Annotated in this window: 12 protein-coding genes; 8 read left to right on the top strand and 4 right to left on the bottom strand. The window is 71.7% G+C overall.

Features of this window, described 5'->3' with window-relative positions; all coding sequences use genetic code 11:
• Nucleotides 1-124: 124 nt before the first annotated feature.
• On the bottom strand, nucleotides 125-730 hold the full coding sequence (locus CA984_RS05535; protein ID WP_086568857.1) for a GNAT family N-acetyltransferase: 606 nt from the start codon (nucleotides 728-730) through the stop codon (nucleotides 125-127).
• Between the two features lie 271 nt (nucleotides 731-1,001).
• Here CA984_RS05535 and CA984_RS05530 point away from each other — a divergent pair, with 271 nt between their 5' ends.
• Nucleotides 1,002-1,850, top strand: coding sequence for a TauD/TfdA dioxygenase family protein (locus CA984_RS05530; protein WP_031170059.1), 849 nt, complete (start codon nucleotides 1,002-1,004; stop codon nucleotides 1,848-1,850).
• Here the strand turns inward: CA984_RS05530 and CA984_RS05525 are convergent.
• Nucleotides 1,820-3,493, bottom strand: coding sequence for a SulP family inorganic anion transporter (locus CA984_RS05525; RefSeq protein WP_133061556.1), 1,674 nt, complete (start codon nucleotides 3,491-3,493; stop codon nucleotides 1,820-1,822). The two genes, CA984_RS05530 and CA984_RS05525, sit on opposite strands and share 31 nt — an antisense overlap.
• Before the next feature lie 140 nt (nucleotides 3,494-3,633).
• Here CA984_RS05525 and CA984_RS05520 point away from each other — a divergent pair, with 140 nt between their 5' ends.
• Nucleotides 3,634-5,703, top strand: a complete 2,070-nt coding sequence (locus CA984_RS05520) for a RecQ family ATP-dependent DNA helicase (protein WP_086568910.1) — start codon at nucleotides 3,634-3,636, stop codon at nucleotides 5,701-5,703.
• Nucleotides 5,704-6,022: 319 nt separating this feature from the next.
• On the opposite strand, the gene CA984_RS05515 is transcribed toward CA984_RS05520, so the two are convergent.
• A complete protein-coding gene (locus CA984_RS05515; protein ID WP_086568851.1) occupies nucleotides 6,023-7,468 on the bottom strand; it encodes an MFS transporter in 1,446 nt (481 codons plus the stop codon).
• A 152-nt stretch (nucleotides 7,469-7,620) separates the two neighbouring features.
• Here CA984_RS05515 and CA984_RS05510 point away from each other — a divergent pair, with 152 nt between their 5' ends.
• The 5 genes from CA984_RS05510 (at nucleotide 7,621) to CA984_RS05490 (ending at nucleotide 11,350) form a co-directional block, all read left to right on the top strand.
• Nucleotides 7,621-8,301, top strand: a complete 681-nt coding sequence (locus CA984_RS05510) for a TetR/AcrR family transcriptional regulator (RefSeq protein WP_086568848.1) — start codon at nucleotides 7,621-7,623, stop codon at nucleotides 8,299-8,301.
• A gap of 48 nt (nucleotides 8,302-8,349) precedes the next feature.
• Complete coding sequence (locus tag CA984_RS05505) at nucleotides 8,350-8,550, top strand: ferredoxin (RefSeq protein ID WP_086568846.1); 201 nt, start codon at nucleotides 8,350-8,352, stop codon at nucleotides 8,548-8,550.
• Nucleotides 8,547-9,737 carry an NAD(P)/FAD-dependent oxidoreductase gene (locus tag CA984_RS05500; protein ID WP_165781113.1) on the top strand — a complete coding sequence of 397 codons (1,191 nt, stop codon included), beginning with the start codon at nucleotides 8,547-8,549 and terminating at the stop codon, nucleotides 9,735-9,737. The genes CA984_RS05505 and CA984_RS05500 overlap by 4 nt, the downstream gene beginning before the upstream one ends.
• Before the next feature lie 139 nt (nucleotides 9,738-9,876).
• Nucleotides 9,877-11,103: a cytochrome P450 gene (locus CA984_RS05495; RefSeq protein WP_086568844.1), complete on the top strand. Its 1,227-nt coding sequence runs from the start codon at nucleotides 9,877-9,879 to the stop codon at nucleotides 11,101-11,103.
• 52 nt (nucleotides 11,104-11,155) lie between these two features.
• Nucleotides 11,156-11,350 carry a ferredoxin gene (locus CA984_RS05490; RefSeq protein ID WP_031170073.1) on the top strand — a complete coding sequence of 65 codons (195 nt, stop codon included), beginning with the start codon at nucleotides 11,156-11,158 and terminating at the stop codon, nucleotides 11,348-11,350.
• Nucleotides 11,351-11,423: 73 nt separating this feature from the next.
• On the opposite strand, the gene CA984_RS05485 is transcribed toward CA984_RS05490, so the two are convergent.
• Complete coding sequence (locus tag CA984_RS05485) at nucleotides 11,424-12,317, bottom strand: carbohydrate kinase family protein (RefSeq protein ID WP_086568842.1); 894 nt, start codon at nucleotides 12,315-12,317, stop codon at nucleotides 11,424-11,426.
• Between the two features lie 148 nt (nucleotides 12,318-12,465).
• Here CA984_RS05485 and CA984_RS05480 point away from each other — a divergent pair, with 148 nt between their 5' ends.
• Nucleotides 12,466-15,111: a bifunctional acetate--CoA ligase family protein/GNAT family N-acetyltransferase gene (locus tag CA984_RS05480; protein ID WP_086568840.1), complete on the top strand. Its 2,646-nt coding sequence runs from the start codon at nucleotides 12,466-12,468 to the stop codon at nucleotides 15,109-15,111.
• Nucleotides 15,112-15,127: the final 16 nt, after the last annotated feature.

Below are 15,127 nucleotides of genomic sequence, written 5' to 3'. Positions count from 1 at the left end.
AGCCATCGCAGGCACCTCCTTGATGATGACGGTGGTGATCCGCGGGCTCAACCCCGATCGAGGCGACCGGACACTGCGCCGCGACTCGATACCATACTCACGCCGTCCGACACTTACGGACCCTCTAGCCGGCATCCGGTGAGGCGCCGGGCGTGCGGCGGAGGCGGGGACCGGCTCCCGGCCACGGACCGGGCGCGGGTCCCTCGTGCTCGTCTCCGGGGACGTTCAGCCTGCTGTCGTAGATCCGGAACCCTCGCGCCCGGTAGTTGGCGAGCGCGACCGGACTGTCGAGGGAGCAGGTGTGCAGCCACACCCGCCGGGTGGGCTCCCGGTCCAGCTGCCGTTCGGCCAGGTCCCAGGCGCGAGCCGTACCGGTCTCGAGCAGGTGGCCGCCCAGGCCCTTGCCGATCGCCCAGGGCAGGAGGCCGAAGCAGGTGATCTCGACGGCCGCGTCGTCATCGGGCATGAGCTCGACGTAGCCCGCCGGGGTGCCGCGGTGGTAGGCCACCCAGGTCTCCACGCCGCGCTCCAGCCAGTCCGCCCACTGCTGCCAGGTCCACGGCAGTCTCTCGGTCCAGTGCCAGTCGCCGCCCACGGCCGTGTTCAGGAACCTGCTGAACTCGGGCGAGACGACCTCGGCGCGCACGATGTCGACCTCGATCGCCGGCGGCTTGGCGGTGAGCAGGTCGGAGCGTGAGGTCTGCTCGAGGTACCAGGTTGTGACGTCCATAATGAGATGCATCAAACCATGGCGCGGAGCCCGGGTGATCCGTCCGTCCGCCTCCCGGCCTCCCGCCCGCCGTGCCGGAGGCCCTCCTCCGTGTCTCCGTTCCCCCGCCCCGGATGCCCGAAGACACTTTCTCCCCGGGCGGGGCAGGACATATCCTTGACCAAGCGGTTGCTTGATTGGCGCGGTCGGGCAATGCTCGTGACAAGGGGTCGGACAGGACTTCCCGGCCCCCGGGACCGGCGTGTGGCCACAAACGGAGGGCGTCCACAAGATGATCGAGTTCAAGCCCGTCACCAGGCACATCGGCGCCGAGGTGAGCGGTGTCGACCTGCGCAAGCCACTGTCGGAGGGCGAGGTCCAGGAGATCCGCCGGGGCTGGCTGGAGCACAAGGTCCTCTTCTTCCGCGACCAGCACATCAACGACGAGGAGCACGTCCGCTTCGCCGAGAACTTCGGCTCGATCAACCACCCGGCCTTCAAGAAGGACGGCGGCAGCCCGATCCACGTCCTCGACCAGACCGACCCCAAGGGGGAGGGCGGCGACGAGTGGCACAGCGACAACACCTTCGAGCCGGTCCCGCCGATGGGTTCGCTGCTGCGCTGCGTGCAACTCCCCAGTGTCGGCGGCGACACCATGTGGGCCAACTCCTACCTGGCCTACGAGACGCTCTCCCCGCCCATCCAGCGGCTGTGCGACGAGCTCACCGCGATCCACGACATCACGGCCTCGATGAAGAAGGCCATCTCCAAGGGCCACGACTTCGACCTCGCCGAGATCCAGGCCAAATGGCCGCCGATCGAGCGCCCCGTGGTGCGGGTGCACGCCGAGACCGGGCGCAAGGCGCTGTTCGTCAACCGGGCCTCCACCACGCGGCTGGTGCAGCTGTCCGACCGGGAGAACGAGGCGCTGCTGCCGTACCTGATCGACCACATCCGCTCTCCCGAATACCAGGTCCGGCTCAAGTGGCGGCCGGGCACGCTGGCCTTCTGGGACAACCGCAGCACCCAGCACTACGCGGTGGCCGACTACACCGAGCGCCGCCGCATGCACCGGGTGACCGTCAACGCCTTCCCCGAGCACGCGGACGCTCAGGGGCCGGAGGAGCCGGAGGCGCGGTAGGCGGCGACGGCGGCGTCCACGGCCGGGTGCACCCGTCCCCGGCCCGACAGCCGGTCCCAGGCGCCCGTGCGCCTGAGCATCTCGACGGGCTCGCGGCTGTCGAGGGCGACCCAGAGGTCGACGCCGCGCTGCTCCATCACGCCGTGGAACTCCCGGGCCGCCGACAGCGCGGTGAGGTCCATGCCGGGCACTCCGGTCAGGTCGAGGAGCAGCGCGTGCGGGCGGGGGTCGGCGGCCCCGACGAGCGCCGTCACCCGTTCCGCCACCCGGCGGGCGTTGGCGAAGTACAGGCGGCTCTCGATGCGCACGATCAGCAGCCCCGGCTCGGTCTCGTCCGAGGGATGGCGCCTGAGGTCCCGGTAGGCCCCCGAGGCGGGATCGCGGCCCAGCGGGTAGATCGCCGGATTGTCCACCTGGTGCAGCAGCAGGAGTATCGAGATCAGGACCGCGACCGGCACGCTCTGCATGATGCCGAAGCCGACCGCCACCAGCATCGTGAGGCAGGCGAGCGCGGCCTCGGACCGCCTCGCCCGCCAGATCGCCGCCAGCCCGCGGACGTCGATCAGGCGTGCCGCGATGGTCATGACGAGCCCGCCCAGGGCGGCTCCGGGCAGCGGGGCCAGGGCCGGGGCGAGGAAGACGAGCACCAGCGCCGCGCAGAGCGCGGTCACGATCTCGGCCCGCTGGCTCCGGGCGCCGGAGGCGTCGTTCACCTCGGTCTGCGTCATACCGCCTGCCGCCGGGTAGGCCCGGAAGATCCCGCCCGCGGCGTTCGCCAGCCCGAGTGCCAGCAGTTCCCGGTCGGCGTCGAGCGGCGGGTCGTCCCGGTGCCGGAAGATCCTCGCCGCGCTGATCGACTCCACGAAGGCGAGCAGTGCCATGCCGAGGGCCATCGGCGCCAGGACCCGGACCAGGCCGGGATCGGGCAGGAGCGGGGCCGGCAGGCCGCCGGGCACCTCGCCGACGGTGGCCACGCCGTACGAGGGCAGGTCCGCGAGGGCGCTGACCAGCGTGACGGCCGCGATCGCGACCAGCGGGCCCGGCACGTGGGGCACGCGCCGCAGCACGACGAGCAGCAGGATGGTCGAGCCCGCCACGAGCATCGTCGGCACGTGGGCGTCGCCCAGCCTGCCGAGGGCGGACAGCAGCCGGTCGACGACCTTGTCCCCCTCCGTCCGGACGCCGATGACCGTGCCGAGCTGGCCGGCCGCGATGGTCAGGCCGATGCCGCTCTTCAGGCCGGTCATCACCGGGTCGGAGATGAAGTCGGCGAGGAACCCCAGCCGCAGGACGCCGGCGATCAGAAGGGCCGCCCCGGTCAGTACGGCCAGCGTGGCGGCGGCCGTCGTCGGCCAGGTGCCCGGCGGGGTCGCCGCGAGGGCGGCGGCCGTCAGGGCGGACAGGGTGGAGGTGGTGCTCACCGACAGCGGGCGGGAGGTGCCGGCCAGCGCGTAGGCGACCATGGGGACCAGCGCGCAGTACAGGCCCGCCTGCACCGGCAGCCCGGCGATGGTCGCGTAGGCCGCGGCCTGGGGCAGGACGACGGACGCCGTCGTCACCCCCGCGACCGTGTCGGCGCGCAGCCTGCTGACGTTCGGCATGTAGGTGAAGCGCAATTCTCGTCGGTGTGCCGGGTTGGTCACCCCACTCTCCTACCGGTGCCCGGGGACGGAGCCGAAGGCGGCCCGGCGGTTCGGTCAAGGTTCGGCCATCGCCGCCGGGCGGCGTCCGGAGCGAAACAGTCGGCGGGACCTGGTACCAATGACCGGTGAGCGAAGAGCAGATGCTGCGAGAAGAGGCCGAAGGGCGGCTGCGGGCGCTGGCGGGCGAGCACGCCCGGCTGCGCGAGGACCAGTGGGCGGCGATCAAGGCGTTGGTCATGGACCGCCGCAGGGTGCTCGTGGTGCAGCGGACCGGCTGGGGCAAGTCGGCGGTCTACTTCATCGCCACCGCGCTCCTGCGCGAGCTGGGCGAGGGGCCGACCGTCATCGTGTCGCCGCTGCTGGCGCTGATGCGCAACCAGATCGCCGCCGCCGAGCGGGCCGGGATCAACGCGGTCACGATCAACTCGGCCAACCCCGAGGAGTGGGAGCAGATCTACGGCCAGGTCGCCGAGGGCATGGTCGACGTGCTGCTGGTCAGTCCCGAGCGGCTCAACAACCCCGACTTCCGTGACCAGGTCCTGCCCGAGCTGGCCGAGAGCGCGGGGCTGGTCGTGGTGGACGAGGCGCACTGCATCTCCGACTGGGGCCACGACTTCCGCCCCGACTACCGCCGGCTGCGCACGATGTTCGAGGAGCTGCCCGAGGGCGTGCCGATCCTGGCCACCACCGCCACGGCCAACGCCCGGGTCACCCACGACGTCGCCGAGCAGATGGGTGAGGAGACGCTCGTCCTGCGCGGGGCGCTGGAGCGCGAGAGCCTCCATCTGGGTGTCGTACGGCTGCGCGGCGCCGAGCAGCGCCTGGCCTGGCTCGCCCAGACCCTGCACGAGCTGCCCGGTTCCGGGATCATCTACACGCTCACCGTGGCGGCCGCTCAGGAGATCGCCGCCTACCTGCGTGAGCAGGGGCACGAGGTGGCGGCCTACTCCGGGCAGACCGAACAGGCCGAGCGGCTCGCCGCCGAGCAGGCCCTGCTCGACAACAAGATCAAGGCGCTGGTCGCCACCTCCGCGCTGGGCATGGGATACGACAAGCCCGACCTCGGCTTCGTCGTCCACGTCGGCGCGCCGCCGTCGCCGGTGGCCTACTACCAGCAGGTCGGCCGGGCGGGGCGCGGGGTCGAGCGGGCCGAGGTGATCCTGCTGCCCGGCGCCGAGGACCGGGAGATCTGGGCCTACTTCGCCTCCCTGGCCTTCCCGCCCGAGCCGGTCGTGCGGACCGTGCTCGCCGCCCTTGAGGAGGGGGGCGTGCTGTCCACGGCCGCGCTGGAGAACAGGGTGGACCTCAGCCGCACCCGGCTGGAGACCATGCTCAAGGTGCTCGACGTGGACGGCGCGGTGCGCAGGGTCAAGGGCGGCTGGGAGGCCACCGGCGAGGCCTGGGGCTACGACGCCGACCGCTATGCCCGGGTCGCCGCGGAGCGCGAGGCCGAGCAGCGTGCCATGCTCGACTACCTCGACAGCACCGAGTGCCGGGAGATGTTCCTCCGCCACCGCCTGGACGACGACACCGCCACGCCGTGCGGGCGGTGTGACAACTGCACCGGCGCGCACCGCTCGCCCGAGGTCGAGGAGCGGGCGGTGGAGCGCGCGGCCGAGAGCCTGCAGCGGCCCGGTGTGGAGATCGAGGCGCGGAAGCAGTGGCCGACCGGGCTGACCGACCTCAAGGGCCGGATCAAGCCCGAGCTGGGCGCCGAGCCCGGCCGCGCCCTGGGGCGGCTGACCGACATCGGCTGGGGCAACCGCCTGCGCGGCCTCCTGGCCGAGGGCGCCCCCGACGGCCCGGTCCCCGACGACGTCTTCGCCGCGGTGGTGAAGGTGCTGTCGTCCTGGGAGTGGACCCAGCGCCCGATCGCGGTGGTCGCGATGCCCTCCGCGGGCCGCCCCCAGCTTGTCCGCAGCCTGGCGGAGCGGCTGGCCCAGGTCGGGCGCCTGTCCTATCTGGGCGACCTCGGATACCGGTCGGGTCCGCCCGGCCGCCAGTTCAACAGCGCGCAGCGCGTCCAGGCCATCCGCGGCACGCTCGCCATGCCCTCGGCGCTCGGTGCCGCCGTGGCCGAGGCGGGCGGTCCGGTCCTGCTGGTCGACGACCGCGTCGACACCGGCTGGAGCATGACGCTCGCCGCCGCCATGATCCGCCACGCCGGGGCCCCCGCCGTGCTGCCGCTCGCCCTGGCGGTGACGAGTTAGGGCGCGTCGGGCGTTCACCGGGCCGGTGCCGGTGCCGGAGCGGTCCGCGTGGGCGGCAACCGGTCGCCGCGTGCTCTTCGGCATACGGCGTGCTCGACCGGGCACCGGATACGAGCCGGTCGAGCACCCGCGCCACCCGAGGGGTGACCCGGCCGGCCGCGGGCCGGGCAACAGCCGGAGCGGCAGCCGACGGCACCGTGAGGTTCTCGTGCGGAGATCCGTACACGCCCCGGTTCCGTCCCTGACTACGGAGCGGCTGCCGACGGCACCGTGAGGTTCTCGTGCGGAGATCCGTACACGCCCCTGGTTCCGTCCCTGGTTACGGAGCGGCGTCGGCGGTTACCGCGGAGGCCGCGTGCCTTGCCGGCGTGGCGGAGGCCGGGCGCCGGCCGAGGCCGGGCAGGAAGGCGGCGAGGGCGAAGGCGACGAGGGCCGCGCCTGCGCCGATGGCCATGACCAGGCGAAGGCCGTTCTCGGAGGGGACGGTGGCGGAGCCGAGCGTGATGGTCATCTGGGCCAGGACGACGCCGGCCACCGCGCTGGAGGTCGAGGTGCCGATGGACCGCATCAGCGTGTTGAGGCTGTTGGCGGCGGCTGTCTCCGACACGGGTACGGCCGCCATGATGAGCCCGGGCATCGCCCCGTACGCGAGACCGATGCCGGCTCCGATCACGGCGGAGACGAGCACGAGATGCCATATGGCGGACATCATCGCGACGCTCAGGCCGTAGCCGGCGGCGACCACGACGGCGCCGATCATCAGCGTCACCTTGGGGCCCCTGGCTTTCGAGATCCGCGCGGACAGCGGCGCCATGGCCATCATCACCAGCCCGGAGGGCGCCATCACCAGACCCATGGCCAGCATCGACTGTCCCAGCCCGTAGCCGGTGGCCTCCGGCATCTGCAGGAGTTGCGGGAGCACCAGGGACATCGCGAACATCGCGAACCCGAACACGGCGGACGCGAGGTTGGTGAACAGCACCTGGCGGCGTGCGGTGGTGCGCAGGTCCACCAGCGGTTCCCTGGTGCGCAGTTCCCACCAGCCCCACAGCATCAGCACGACGACCGAGGCCCCGAACAGGCCGGTGGTGAGGGCACTGGTCCAGCCCCAGTCGGCGCCCTTGGAGATCACCAGCAGCAGGCAGAACAGCCCGGTCGACAGTCCGGCCGCACCCACCAGGTCGAAGCGGCCTCCGCTGCGGACCGCGGACTCCGGCACGAGCGTCAGCACGAGCACGGCGGCGAGGGCGCCGAGACCCGCCGACACCCAGAACAGCACGTGCCAGTCGGTGTATTCGGCCAGGAGGGCGGCGGCGGGCAGGCCGAGCGCGCCGCCCACGCCCAGCGAGGCGCTCATCAGCGCGGTCGCCGCGCCGAGCCGTTCGCTCGGCAGCTCGTCGCGCATGATGCTGATCCCCAGCGGGATGACACCGGCTGCCAGCCCCTGAAGCGCCCGTCCGACGATCATGGGCGCCAAGGTGTGGCTGAGAGCGGCGACGACCGAACCGGTCACCAGCAGGACAAGGCTGATCAGGAGCATGAGCCGCTTGCCGTACATGTCTCCCAGCCGTCCCACCACCGGCGTCGAGACGGCGCCCGCCAGCAGCGTGGCGGTGATCGCCCAGGTGCTGTCGGCCGCCGAGGCGCTCAAGAGTTTCGGGAGTTGGGGGATCAGCGGGATCACGAGGGTCTGCATCAGCGAGACCACGATCCCGGCGAGGGCGAGCACCACTACGACGGTGTTCGCCCGCGGCGGGACGGACATCCCGGCAGGTTCGGCAGGGGCATGGGGCACGGGTAAGCCTCCGTTTTGGCGGGTGCGGATTGCGCGACTCGAAAGATTTTAAATCAGTCGCTTGACTTAAATTAGCAGCCCAGGTTAACTGACGATGAGATGAGGGTCGGTTCGGGGAGGTCATGGTGGGCAGGACTGTCCGGGCTGAGCGGGTCGGTGCGACGCGGGAGTCGATCCTGGCGGCGGCGGAGCGGTTGTTCGCCGAGCACGGTGTGGTCGCCGTTTCCAACCGTCAGGTCAGCGAGGCCGCGGGGCAGGGAAACAACGCCGCGGTCGGCTACCACTTCGGCACCAAGGCCGATCTGGTCCGCGCCATAGTGCGCAAACACGCCGCGCAGGTCGAGCAGGTGCGCCTGCGGATGCTGGCCGAGATCGGCGACAGCTCGGATGTGCGGGACTGGGTGGCCTGCCTGGTGCGCCCGAGCGCCGAGCATCTGGCCGCCCTGGGCAGTCCCCCCACGTGGTACGCCCGCTTCGGCGCCCAGGTGATGACCGACCCCGCGTTCCGCGAAATCATGGTCGACGAGTCTCTCACCTCGCCCTCGTTGCACCGGGTCATCGACGGGCTGAACCGGTGCCTTCCCGAACTGCCGGCCGAGGTGCGTGCCGAGCGCGGCGACATGGCCCGGCAGCTGATGGTGCACATGTACGCCGAGCGTGAGCGCGCTCTCGCCGAAGGCGCCCCCACCCCCCGGTCCAGCTGGCATGACGCCGCGACCGGATTGATCGACGCGATCGTCGGACTGTGGCTCGCACCGGTCACGTCCCGCCCCGTGACGGAGCCGCAGCCGACCCTTCCGTAACTGGATCCGCTGTGCCTCAGCGGATCGTGGACAGAGGAGGAACCGACGTTGAAAGTCACTGTGGACGAGGACAAGTGCTGCGGGGCCGGCCAGTGCGTGCTGATCGCACCGGAGGTGTTCGATCAGCGGGAGGACGACGGGATCGTGATCCTGCTCGACGCGGAACCCTCTGAGCGGCTGCATGTCCCGATCCGCGAAGCCACCAGCGTGTGCCCGGCCGCCGCGATCGTGCTGAGCGAGACCGCATGAACGCCCCCTCCAGCGTGCTGGTGGTCGGCGCGTCCGCCGCCGGGCTCGCCACCGCGGAAGCGCTGCGGCGCAAGGGCTACCAGGGCGGCCTTACCGTACTCGGCGCCGAGCCGCACCTGCCCTACGATCGGCCGCCCCTGTCCAAACAGGTCCTCTCCGGCACCTGGGAGCCCGAACGGGCCCGGTTACGACCACAAGCGGCCCTGTCCGCCTTGGACGCCGAGTTCGTCCTCGCCGACCCGGCCGTCGGCCTGGACACGGCCGCCCGCACCGTCCACACCGCATCCGGGCGTGCCCTGCGGGCCGGCGCCGTCGTCGTCGCCACGGGAGTGCGACCCCGGATGCTCGCCGGACAGGCGGATCTGGCCGGGGTCCACGTGCTGCGCACTCTCGACGACGCGCTGGCGCTGCGGGCCGATCTGCTGGACTCCTCGCGGCTCGTGGTCGTCGGGGAGGGCGTGCTCGGCGCCGAAATCGCCGCCACCGCGCGCGGCATGGGCTTGGAGGTCACCATGGCCGGCCCCCAGCCGGCGCCCATGGCGGGCCAGATCGGGCCCTCGGTCGCGAGCCTGCTCGCCGAACTGCACACCGAGCGCGGGGTCCGCCTGCGGCTCGGTGCCGGGGTCAGCCACCTGTCCGGCCACCACGGGAGGGTCACGGGCGTGTGCCTGGACACCGGCGAAGTGCTGCCGGCCGACGTGGTCGTGGTGGCGATCGGGGCCGACCCGGTGACCGGATGGCTCACGGGCAGCGGACTGCGGGCGGACAGCGGACTGGTGTGCGACTCCCGCTGCCGCGCGGCGGAGGGGATCTACGCGGTCGGTGACGTGGCCCGCTGGCACCACGACAGGCTCGGCACCTCGATGCGGCTGGAGAACCGGACCAACGCCACCGAGCAGGCCAACACCGTCGCAGCCAACATCCTCGGCGACGACCAGCCCTACAGGCCCGTGCCCTACTTCTGGACCGACCAGTTCGACGTCAAGATCCAAGTGCATGGAGTGCTGCCCGCCGGCGCCGAGGTGACCGTCGTGGACGGCGACCTGGCGAGCCGCCGCTTCGTCGCCCTCTACCGCCATGACGGCAGGGTCACCGGCGTACTCGGCTGGAACATGCCCAAGCAGACCCGTCTACGCCGGCAGGAGGTCGTCGACGCGCTTCCCGACCTCGCACCAGCCCTGGGGTGACCGCCGGGAAAAGCCGCTCCGCCACCACTCTCGTCCGACTCGCCGACTCGCCGACTCGCCGACCCGTCGTCTCGGCAGGCAGGTGCTCATCACCGCTTGCCGCGAACACGTCGCGCCACAGGTTTCACTGGAGGAATCAATGACCAGCAGGTTGAATCCGGCAAGTGAGCACTCCGCCGAGATCCCGGGATACCCGATGGACAGGGCGGCGGGCTGCCCGTTCGATCCGCCCCCGGCTCTGCGGGCCAAGCAGCAGGAGGGGCCGCTCGCCAAGGTCCGCCTGTGGGACGGCAGCACCCCGTGGCTGGTGACCCGTTATGCCGAGCAGCGGGCACTGCTGGCCGACCCGAGGGTCAGCGCGGACATCAGCCGGCCCGGCTATCCGAGCTCGGCCCCCGTCAACGGCTCGTCGACGGTCAGCTTCATTTTGATGGACGATCCTGAGCATGCCCGGCTGAGGCGGATGGTGACGGCGCCGTTCACCATCAAGAGGGTGGAGGCGCTGCGGCCGGCCGTGCAGAAGATCGTCGACGATCTGATCGACGACATGCTCGCCGGCTCGAAGCCGGTGGACCTGGTCGAGGCGTTCGCCCTGCCGGTGCCCTCGCTGGTGATCTGCGAGCTGCTCGGAGTGCCGTACACCGACCACGACTTCTTCCAGGACAACAGCAAGACCGTCATCAAGCGGGACGCGTCGCCCGAGCAGCGGATGGCCGCCCTCGGCCACCTGTCGGGCTATCTGAACAACCTGCTCGACGAGAAACTCGCCAACCCCGGCGACGACATGCTGTCCCGGCTGACCGAGCGGATCAAGGCCGGGGAGCTGTCCCGGCAGGAAGCGGCCCAGATGGGGGTGCTGCTGCTGATCGCCGGGCACGAGACCACCGCGAACATGATCGCGCTCGGCACGCTCGCCCTGCTGGAAAACCCCGACCAACTGGCCCTCCTGCGCGACACGGACGACGAGAAGCTGGTCGTCTCGGCGGTGGAGGAACTGCTGCGCTACCTGCACATCACGCACAACGGGCGGCGCCGGGTGGCGCTGGAGGACATCGAGATTGCCGGACAGCTCATCCGTGCCGGCGACGGGCTGATCATGGCCAACGACATCGGCAACCGCGACCCCGACGCCTTCCCCGACCCCGACCGGCTGGACATCCGGCGCGACGCCCGCCACCACGTGGCCTTCGGCTTCGGGGTGCACCAGTGCCTGGGCCAGCCGCTGGCCCGGCTGGAACTGCAGGTCGTCTACAGCACCCTCTACCGGCGCATCCCCACCCTGCGGCTGGCCGCGGATCTGGAACAGATCCCGTTCAAGCACGACGGGTCGGTCTACGGAGTCTACGAACTCCCCGTGACCTGGTGACTCTCCCTCCGTACTGCGGGCGGGCAACTACGACGACAACCAAGGGGATCTCATGAAAGTGACCATCGACCAGGACAAGTGCGTCGCTTCCGGGCAGTGCGTGGTCGCCGCCGCGGACGTGTTCGACCAGCGCGACGAGGACGGCATCGCCGTGCTGCTCAACCCCGACCCGCCGGCGGAGCAGGCCGCCGACGTCCGGCACGCGGCGGTGGTCTGCCCGGCGCTGGCCATCCACATCGAGGAGTGACCTCCTGGGCGGTCCAGTCGTGACCATGGCGCTTCCACCCCGGACCCGTCCGCGGTGGAAGCCCTCCGCGGGGTCAGAGGCGGGGGCGGGCGCCCAGGTGGGAGATGGCCCGGGATGCCAGGCGGCAGCCGGAGGCGAGGGCCTCGGCGGGGGGCTTGCCCTCCAGCCAGGCGGGCAGGAAACCGGCGGTGAACGCGTCACCGGCACCGGTGCCGTCGACCACGCGCTCCACGCTCTCGGCGGGGGTTCTGACCGGCTCGGCGCGGTTGTTGGTGTACCACAGCGCGCCCTCGTCGTTGAGCTTGACGACGACCTGGGGGAACCAGGCGGTGAGCACCTTCGCGGCGGCGGCGGGATCGTCGCGGCCGGTCAGGACCTTGGCCTGGTCGGTGTTGGCGAACAGCAGCTTGGCGTTCTGGGTCCACTCCAGGAACGGCTCCGCCCCCGTGCGCTCCAGGGGAGCGGAGGAGGAACAGTCGACCGAGACGGACATCCCGGCGCGGCCGGCCATCTCCAGGGCGGCGAGGCCGGCCTCACGGGAACCCTCATTGATCAAGGTGTAGCCCGACAGGTGCAGGTGGCCGCCCTGGGCGAACAGGTCGCGGGGCAGGTCCTCGGGGGACAGGGCGGCGTTCGCCCCCGGGTCGGAGAGCATGGTGCGCTCGCCCTTGTGCGTGACGAGCACCACGCAGGTGCCGGTCGGCCGCTCGGGATCCATGACGAGGCGGGCGTCGACGCCGTAGCCCATCAGCTCCATGTCGCGGTTACGCCCCGTGATGTCGGCGCCGCGACGGCCGATGAAGGCCACCTCGGCGCCCTCGACGGCGAGCCAGGAGGCGATGTTGGCCCCGGAACCCCCGCCGTGCATGGTGACGATCGCCGGTGTGTCGCTGGCTCTGGCCAACGGGTAGCGAGCCCGCGCGACCGCGTCGGTCATGAGATCGCCCACCACGACCACCCGCGTCATGATGTCACCACCTTGCTGCCTTCGATGCTGACGTGCCTCTAGCCGCGAAAAACTTAACAGCTTCCGGCCAGCGTATGGGGTCCGGACCGGACACCGGGCCATAGTCGATGCACAAGCGTTGCGTGAAGTCACCCTGCTGGTCCGATATATGGGATTCGCGTTTACTCTCGGGACTGTGGAGGTTTCTCACTATCCCGCTCACTGGGAGGCTGACGTCGTCCTGTCGGACGGCGGCACCGCTCACGTACGCCCGATCCGGCCCGCCGACGCCGACCGGTTGCGCTCCTTCTACTCCAGGTTGTCGGAGGAGTCGATCTACTTTCGCTTCTTCGGCCCCCGGCCCCGACTGTCGGACCGTGAGATCACCCGGTTCACCAACGTCGACTACGTGGACCGCGTCGCGCTGATCGCGACGATCGGCACGGAGATGGTGGCGGTGATCCGCTATGACCGGATCGATCCGGGAGAGGCCGAGGTGGCCTTCCTCGTCGAGGACGCCCACCAGGGGCGCGGGGTCGCCTCGGTGCTGCTGGAGCACCTGGCCGCGACCGCCAGGGAGCACGGCATCGCCCGGTTCGTCGCCGACGTGCTGCCCGCCAACCAGAAGATGATGGCGGTGCTCAAGCAGGTGGGCTACACCGCGCAGAGCCGCTTCGCCGACGGCGTGGTCCGGATGACCCTCGACCTCACCCCCACCGAGACCGCCCAGGAGGTGACCGCCTCACGCGAGCACCGCGCCGAGTCCCGCTCGATCGAGCGGCTGCTCTCCCCGGGGTCGGTGGCGGTCGTCGGCGCGGGCCGCGAGCCGGGCGGTGTCGGCCAGACCGTCCTGCGCAACCTGCTCGGCGCGGACTTCACCGGCCCGGTCTATCCCGTGCACCGCGAGGCGCGGGCCGTCGCCGGAGTGCGGGCCTACCCGAACGTGACGGCCATCGACGGCGAGGTGGACCTCGCCGTGCTGGCCGTACCCGCCGACGGGGTGATCGAGGTGGTGAAGGAGTGCGCGGAGAAGGGCGTGCGCGGGTTGATCGTGGTCTCCTCCGGATTCGGCGAGACCGGCGCGGAGGGGCGGGCCAGACAGGACGAGCTGGTCCGCATCGCCCGCGCGTACGGCCTGCGCGTCGTCGGCCCCAACTGTCTCGGCGTGGCCAACACCGACCCGGCGGTCCGGCTGAACGCCACGCTCGCCGAGACCATCCCCGGGCGGGGCCGGGTCGGCTTCTTCAGCCAGTCCGGCGCCCTGGGCACCGCCCTGCTGCAGCGGGTGGCCCAGCGCGGCATGGGCATCTCCTCGTTCGTGTCGGCGGGCAACCGCGCCGACGTCTCGGGCAACGACCTGCTCCAGTACTGGGAGGAGGACCCGCAGACCGATGTGATCCTGCTCTACCTGGAGTCGCTGGGAAACCCCCGCAAGTTCGCCCGCCTGGCCCGGCGGATCTCCCGGCGCAAGCCGATCGTGGTGGTCAAGAGCGGCGGCACCACCCAGGGCGTGCCCACCGGCCACGCCGCGCCCGTGCTCGGCCTGCCCGACACCGCGCTGAGCTCGCTGTTCGAGCAGGCCGGAGTGATCCGGGTCGACGACCTGATCCAGCAGTTCGACGTGGCGCAGCTCCTGGCCTACCAGCCGCTGCCGGCGGGCCCCCGGGTCGGTCTGGTGAGCAACTCCGACGCGCTGGCGCTGCTGGCCGCCGATGCCTGCGTGCGGGTCGGGCTCGAACCCGGCACGCCGGTCAACCTCGGCGCGCGGGCGGGAGCCGCCGCGTTCGGCGAGGCCCTGACCAGGCTGATCCCGGACGTGGACGCGGTGGTCGCGATCTACATGCCGCCGATCCCCGGCAGGGCCGACGAGGTCGCCGCCGAACTGCTGCGGGTCTCCCGCGACTGCGGCAAACCGGTGCTGGCCACCTTCGAAGGCAAGATCGGCATGCTGCCGGAGCTGCGGGTCGGCACCGTCCCCGAGCGTGGTTCGATCCCCTCCTACACGGCGCCCGAGGAGGCGGTCCGCGCCCTGGCCCATGTCGTACGGCACGCGCACTGGCTCAACCAGCCCGCCGGCCTGCACGAGGAGATCGAGGGCGTCGACACCGCCGCCGCACGGCGGATCGTGCTGTCCGGGCTGGGGGAGGCCCCGGCCGAGATCGAGGCCTCGGAGCTGCTCGCCTGCTACGGGCTCACCGTGTGGCCCGCGGAGGTGGTGGCCTCGCCGGAGGAGGCCGTCGAGGCGGCCGAGCGACTCGGATGGCCGGTGGTGCTGAAGGCCGCCGACCCCGAGGCGGCCAAGCGCGCGGGCACGGTGCGTCTGGGGCTGTCCGGCCCCGACGGGGTGCGTGAGGCCTTCGCCGGCCTGCGGGAACAGCTCGGCTCCGCCGCCGTGCTCGCGGTGCAGCGGATGGTCCCGCAGCCCGCGGTCCCGACCGTGGTCAGCGTCATCGAGGACTCCGCGTTCGGCGCGGTCGTCTCCTTCGGGCTCGGCGAGGTCACCGCGCGGCTGCTGCGCGACGAGGTCTACCGGCTCGCCCCGTTGACGCGCGAGGACGCGGCGGCCCTGGTCAGGTCGCCGCGCGCGGCGCCCCTGCTCTTCGGCGAGTACGGCTACCCGCCGGTCGCGGTCGAGGCGCTGGAGGACCTGCTGATCCGTGTCGGACGGCTGGCGGAGGACCTTCCCGAGGTGGCCAGGCTCGACCTCGACCCCGTGCTGGTGGGGGAGTCGGAGGTGATCGTGCTGGGGGCGCGTGCCGTGCTGAGCAGCCCGGTGGGGCCGCGGCTCGACGGCGGGCCACGCCGCCTCGGCTAGCGCGCCGCCCCGGGAG

It is taken from the genome of Streptosporangium minutum (assembly GCF_002149035.1).
In the GTDB taxonomy this organism is placed as follows: domain Bacteria; phylum Actinomycetota; class Actinomycetes; order Streptosporangiales; family Streptosporangiaceae; genus Streptosporangium; species Streptosporangium minutum.
This window is presented reverse-complemented; position numbering and strand designations above follow the sequence as displayed.

Coding starts and splice junctions, on each gene's coding strand:
- CA984_RS05535 (WP_086568857.1), bottom strand. CDS start 730: ATGGACGTCACAACCTGGTACCTCGAGCAGACCTCACGCTCCGACCTG.
- CA984_RS05530 (WP_031170059.1), top strand. CDS start 1,002: ATGATCGAGTTCAAGCCCGTCACCAGGCACATCGGCGCCGAGGTGAGC.
- CA984_RS05520 (WP_086568910.1), top strand. CDS start 3,634: ATGCTGCGAGAAGAGGCCGAAGGGCGGCTGCGGGCGCTGGCGGGCGAG.
- CA984_RS05515 (WP_086568851.1), bottom strand. CDS start 7,468: ATGTCCGTCCCGCCGCGGGCGAACACCGTCGTAGTGGTGCTCGCCCTC.
- CA984_RS05510 (WP_086568848.1), top strand. CDS start 7,621: ATGGTGGGCAGGACTGTCCGGGCTGAGCGGGTCGGTGCGACGCGGGAG.
- CA984_RS05500 (WP_165781113.1), top strand. CDS start 8,547: ATGAACGCCCCCTCCAGCGTGCTGGTGGTCGGCGCGTCCGCCGCCGGG.
- CA984_RS05495 (WP_086568844.1), top strand. CDS start 9,877: ATGACCAGCAGGTTGAATCCGGCAAGTGAGCACTCCGCCGAGATCCCG.
- CA984_RS05490 (WP_031170073.1), top strand. CDS start 11,156: ATGAAAGTGACCATCGACCAGGACAAGTGCGTCGCTTCCGGGCAGTGC.
- CA984_RS05485 (WP_086568842.1), bottom strand. CDS start 12,317: ATGACGCGGGTGGTCGTGGTGGGCGATCTCATGACCGACGCGGTCGCG.
- CA984_RS05480 (WP_086568840.1), top strand. CDS start 12,466: ATGGGATTCGCGTTTACTCTCGGGACTGTGGAGGTTTCTCACTATCCC.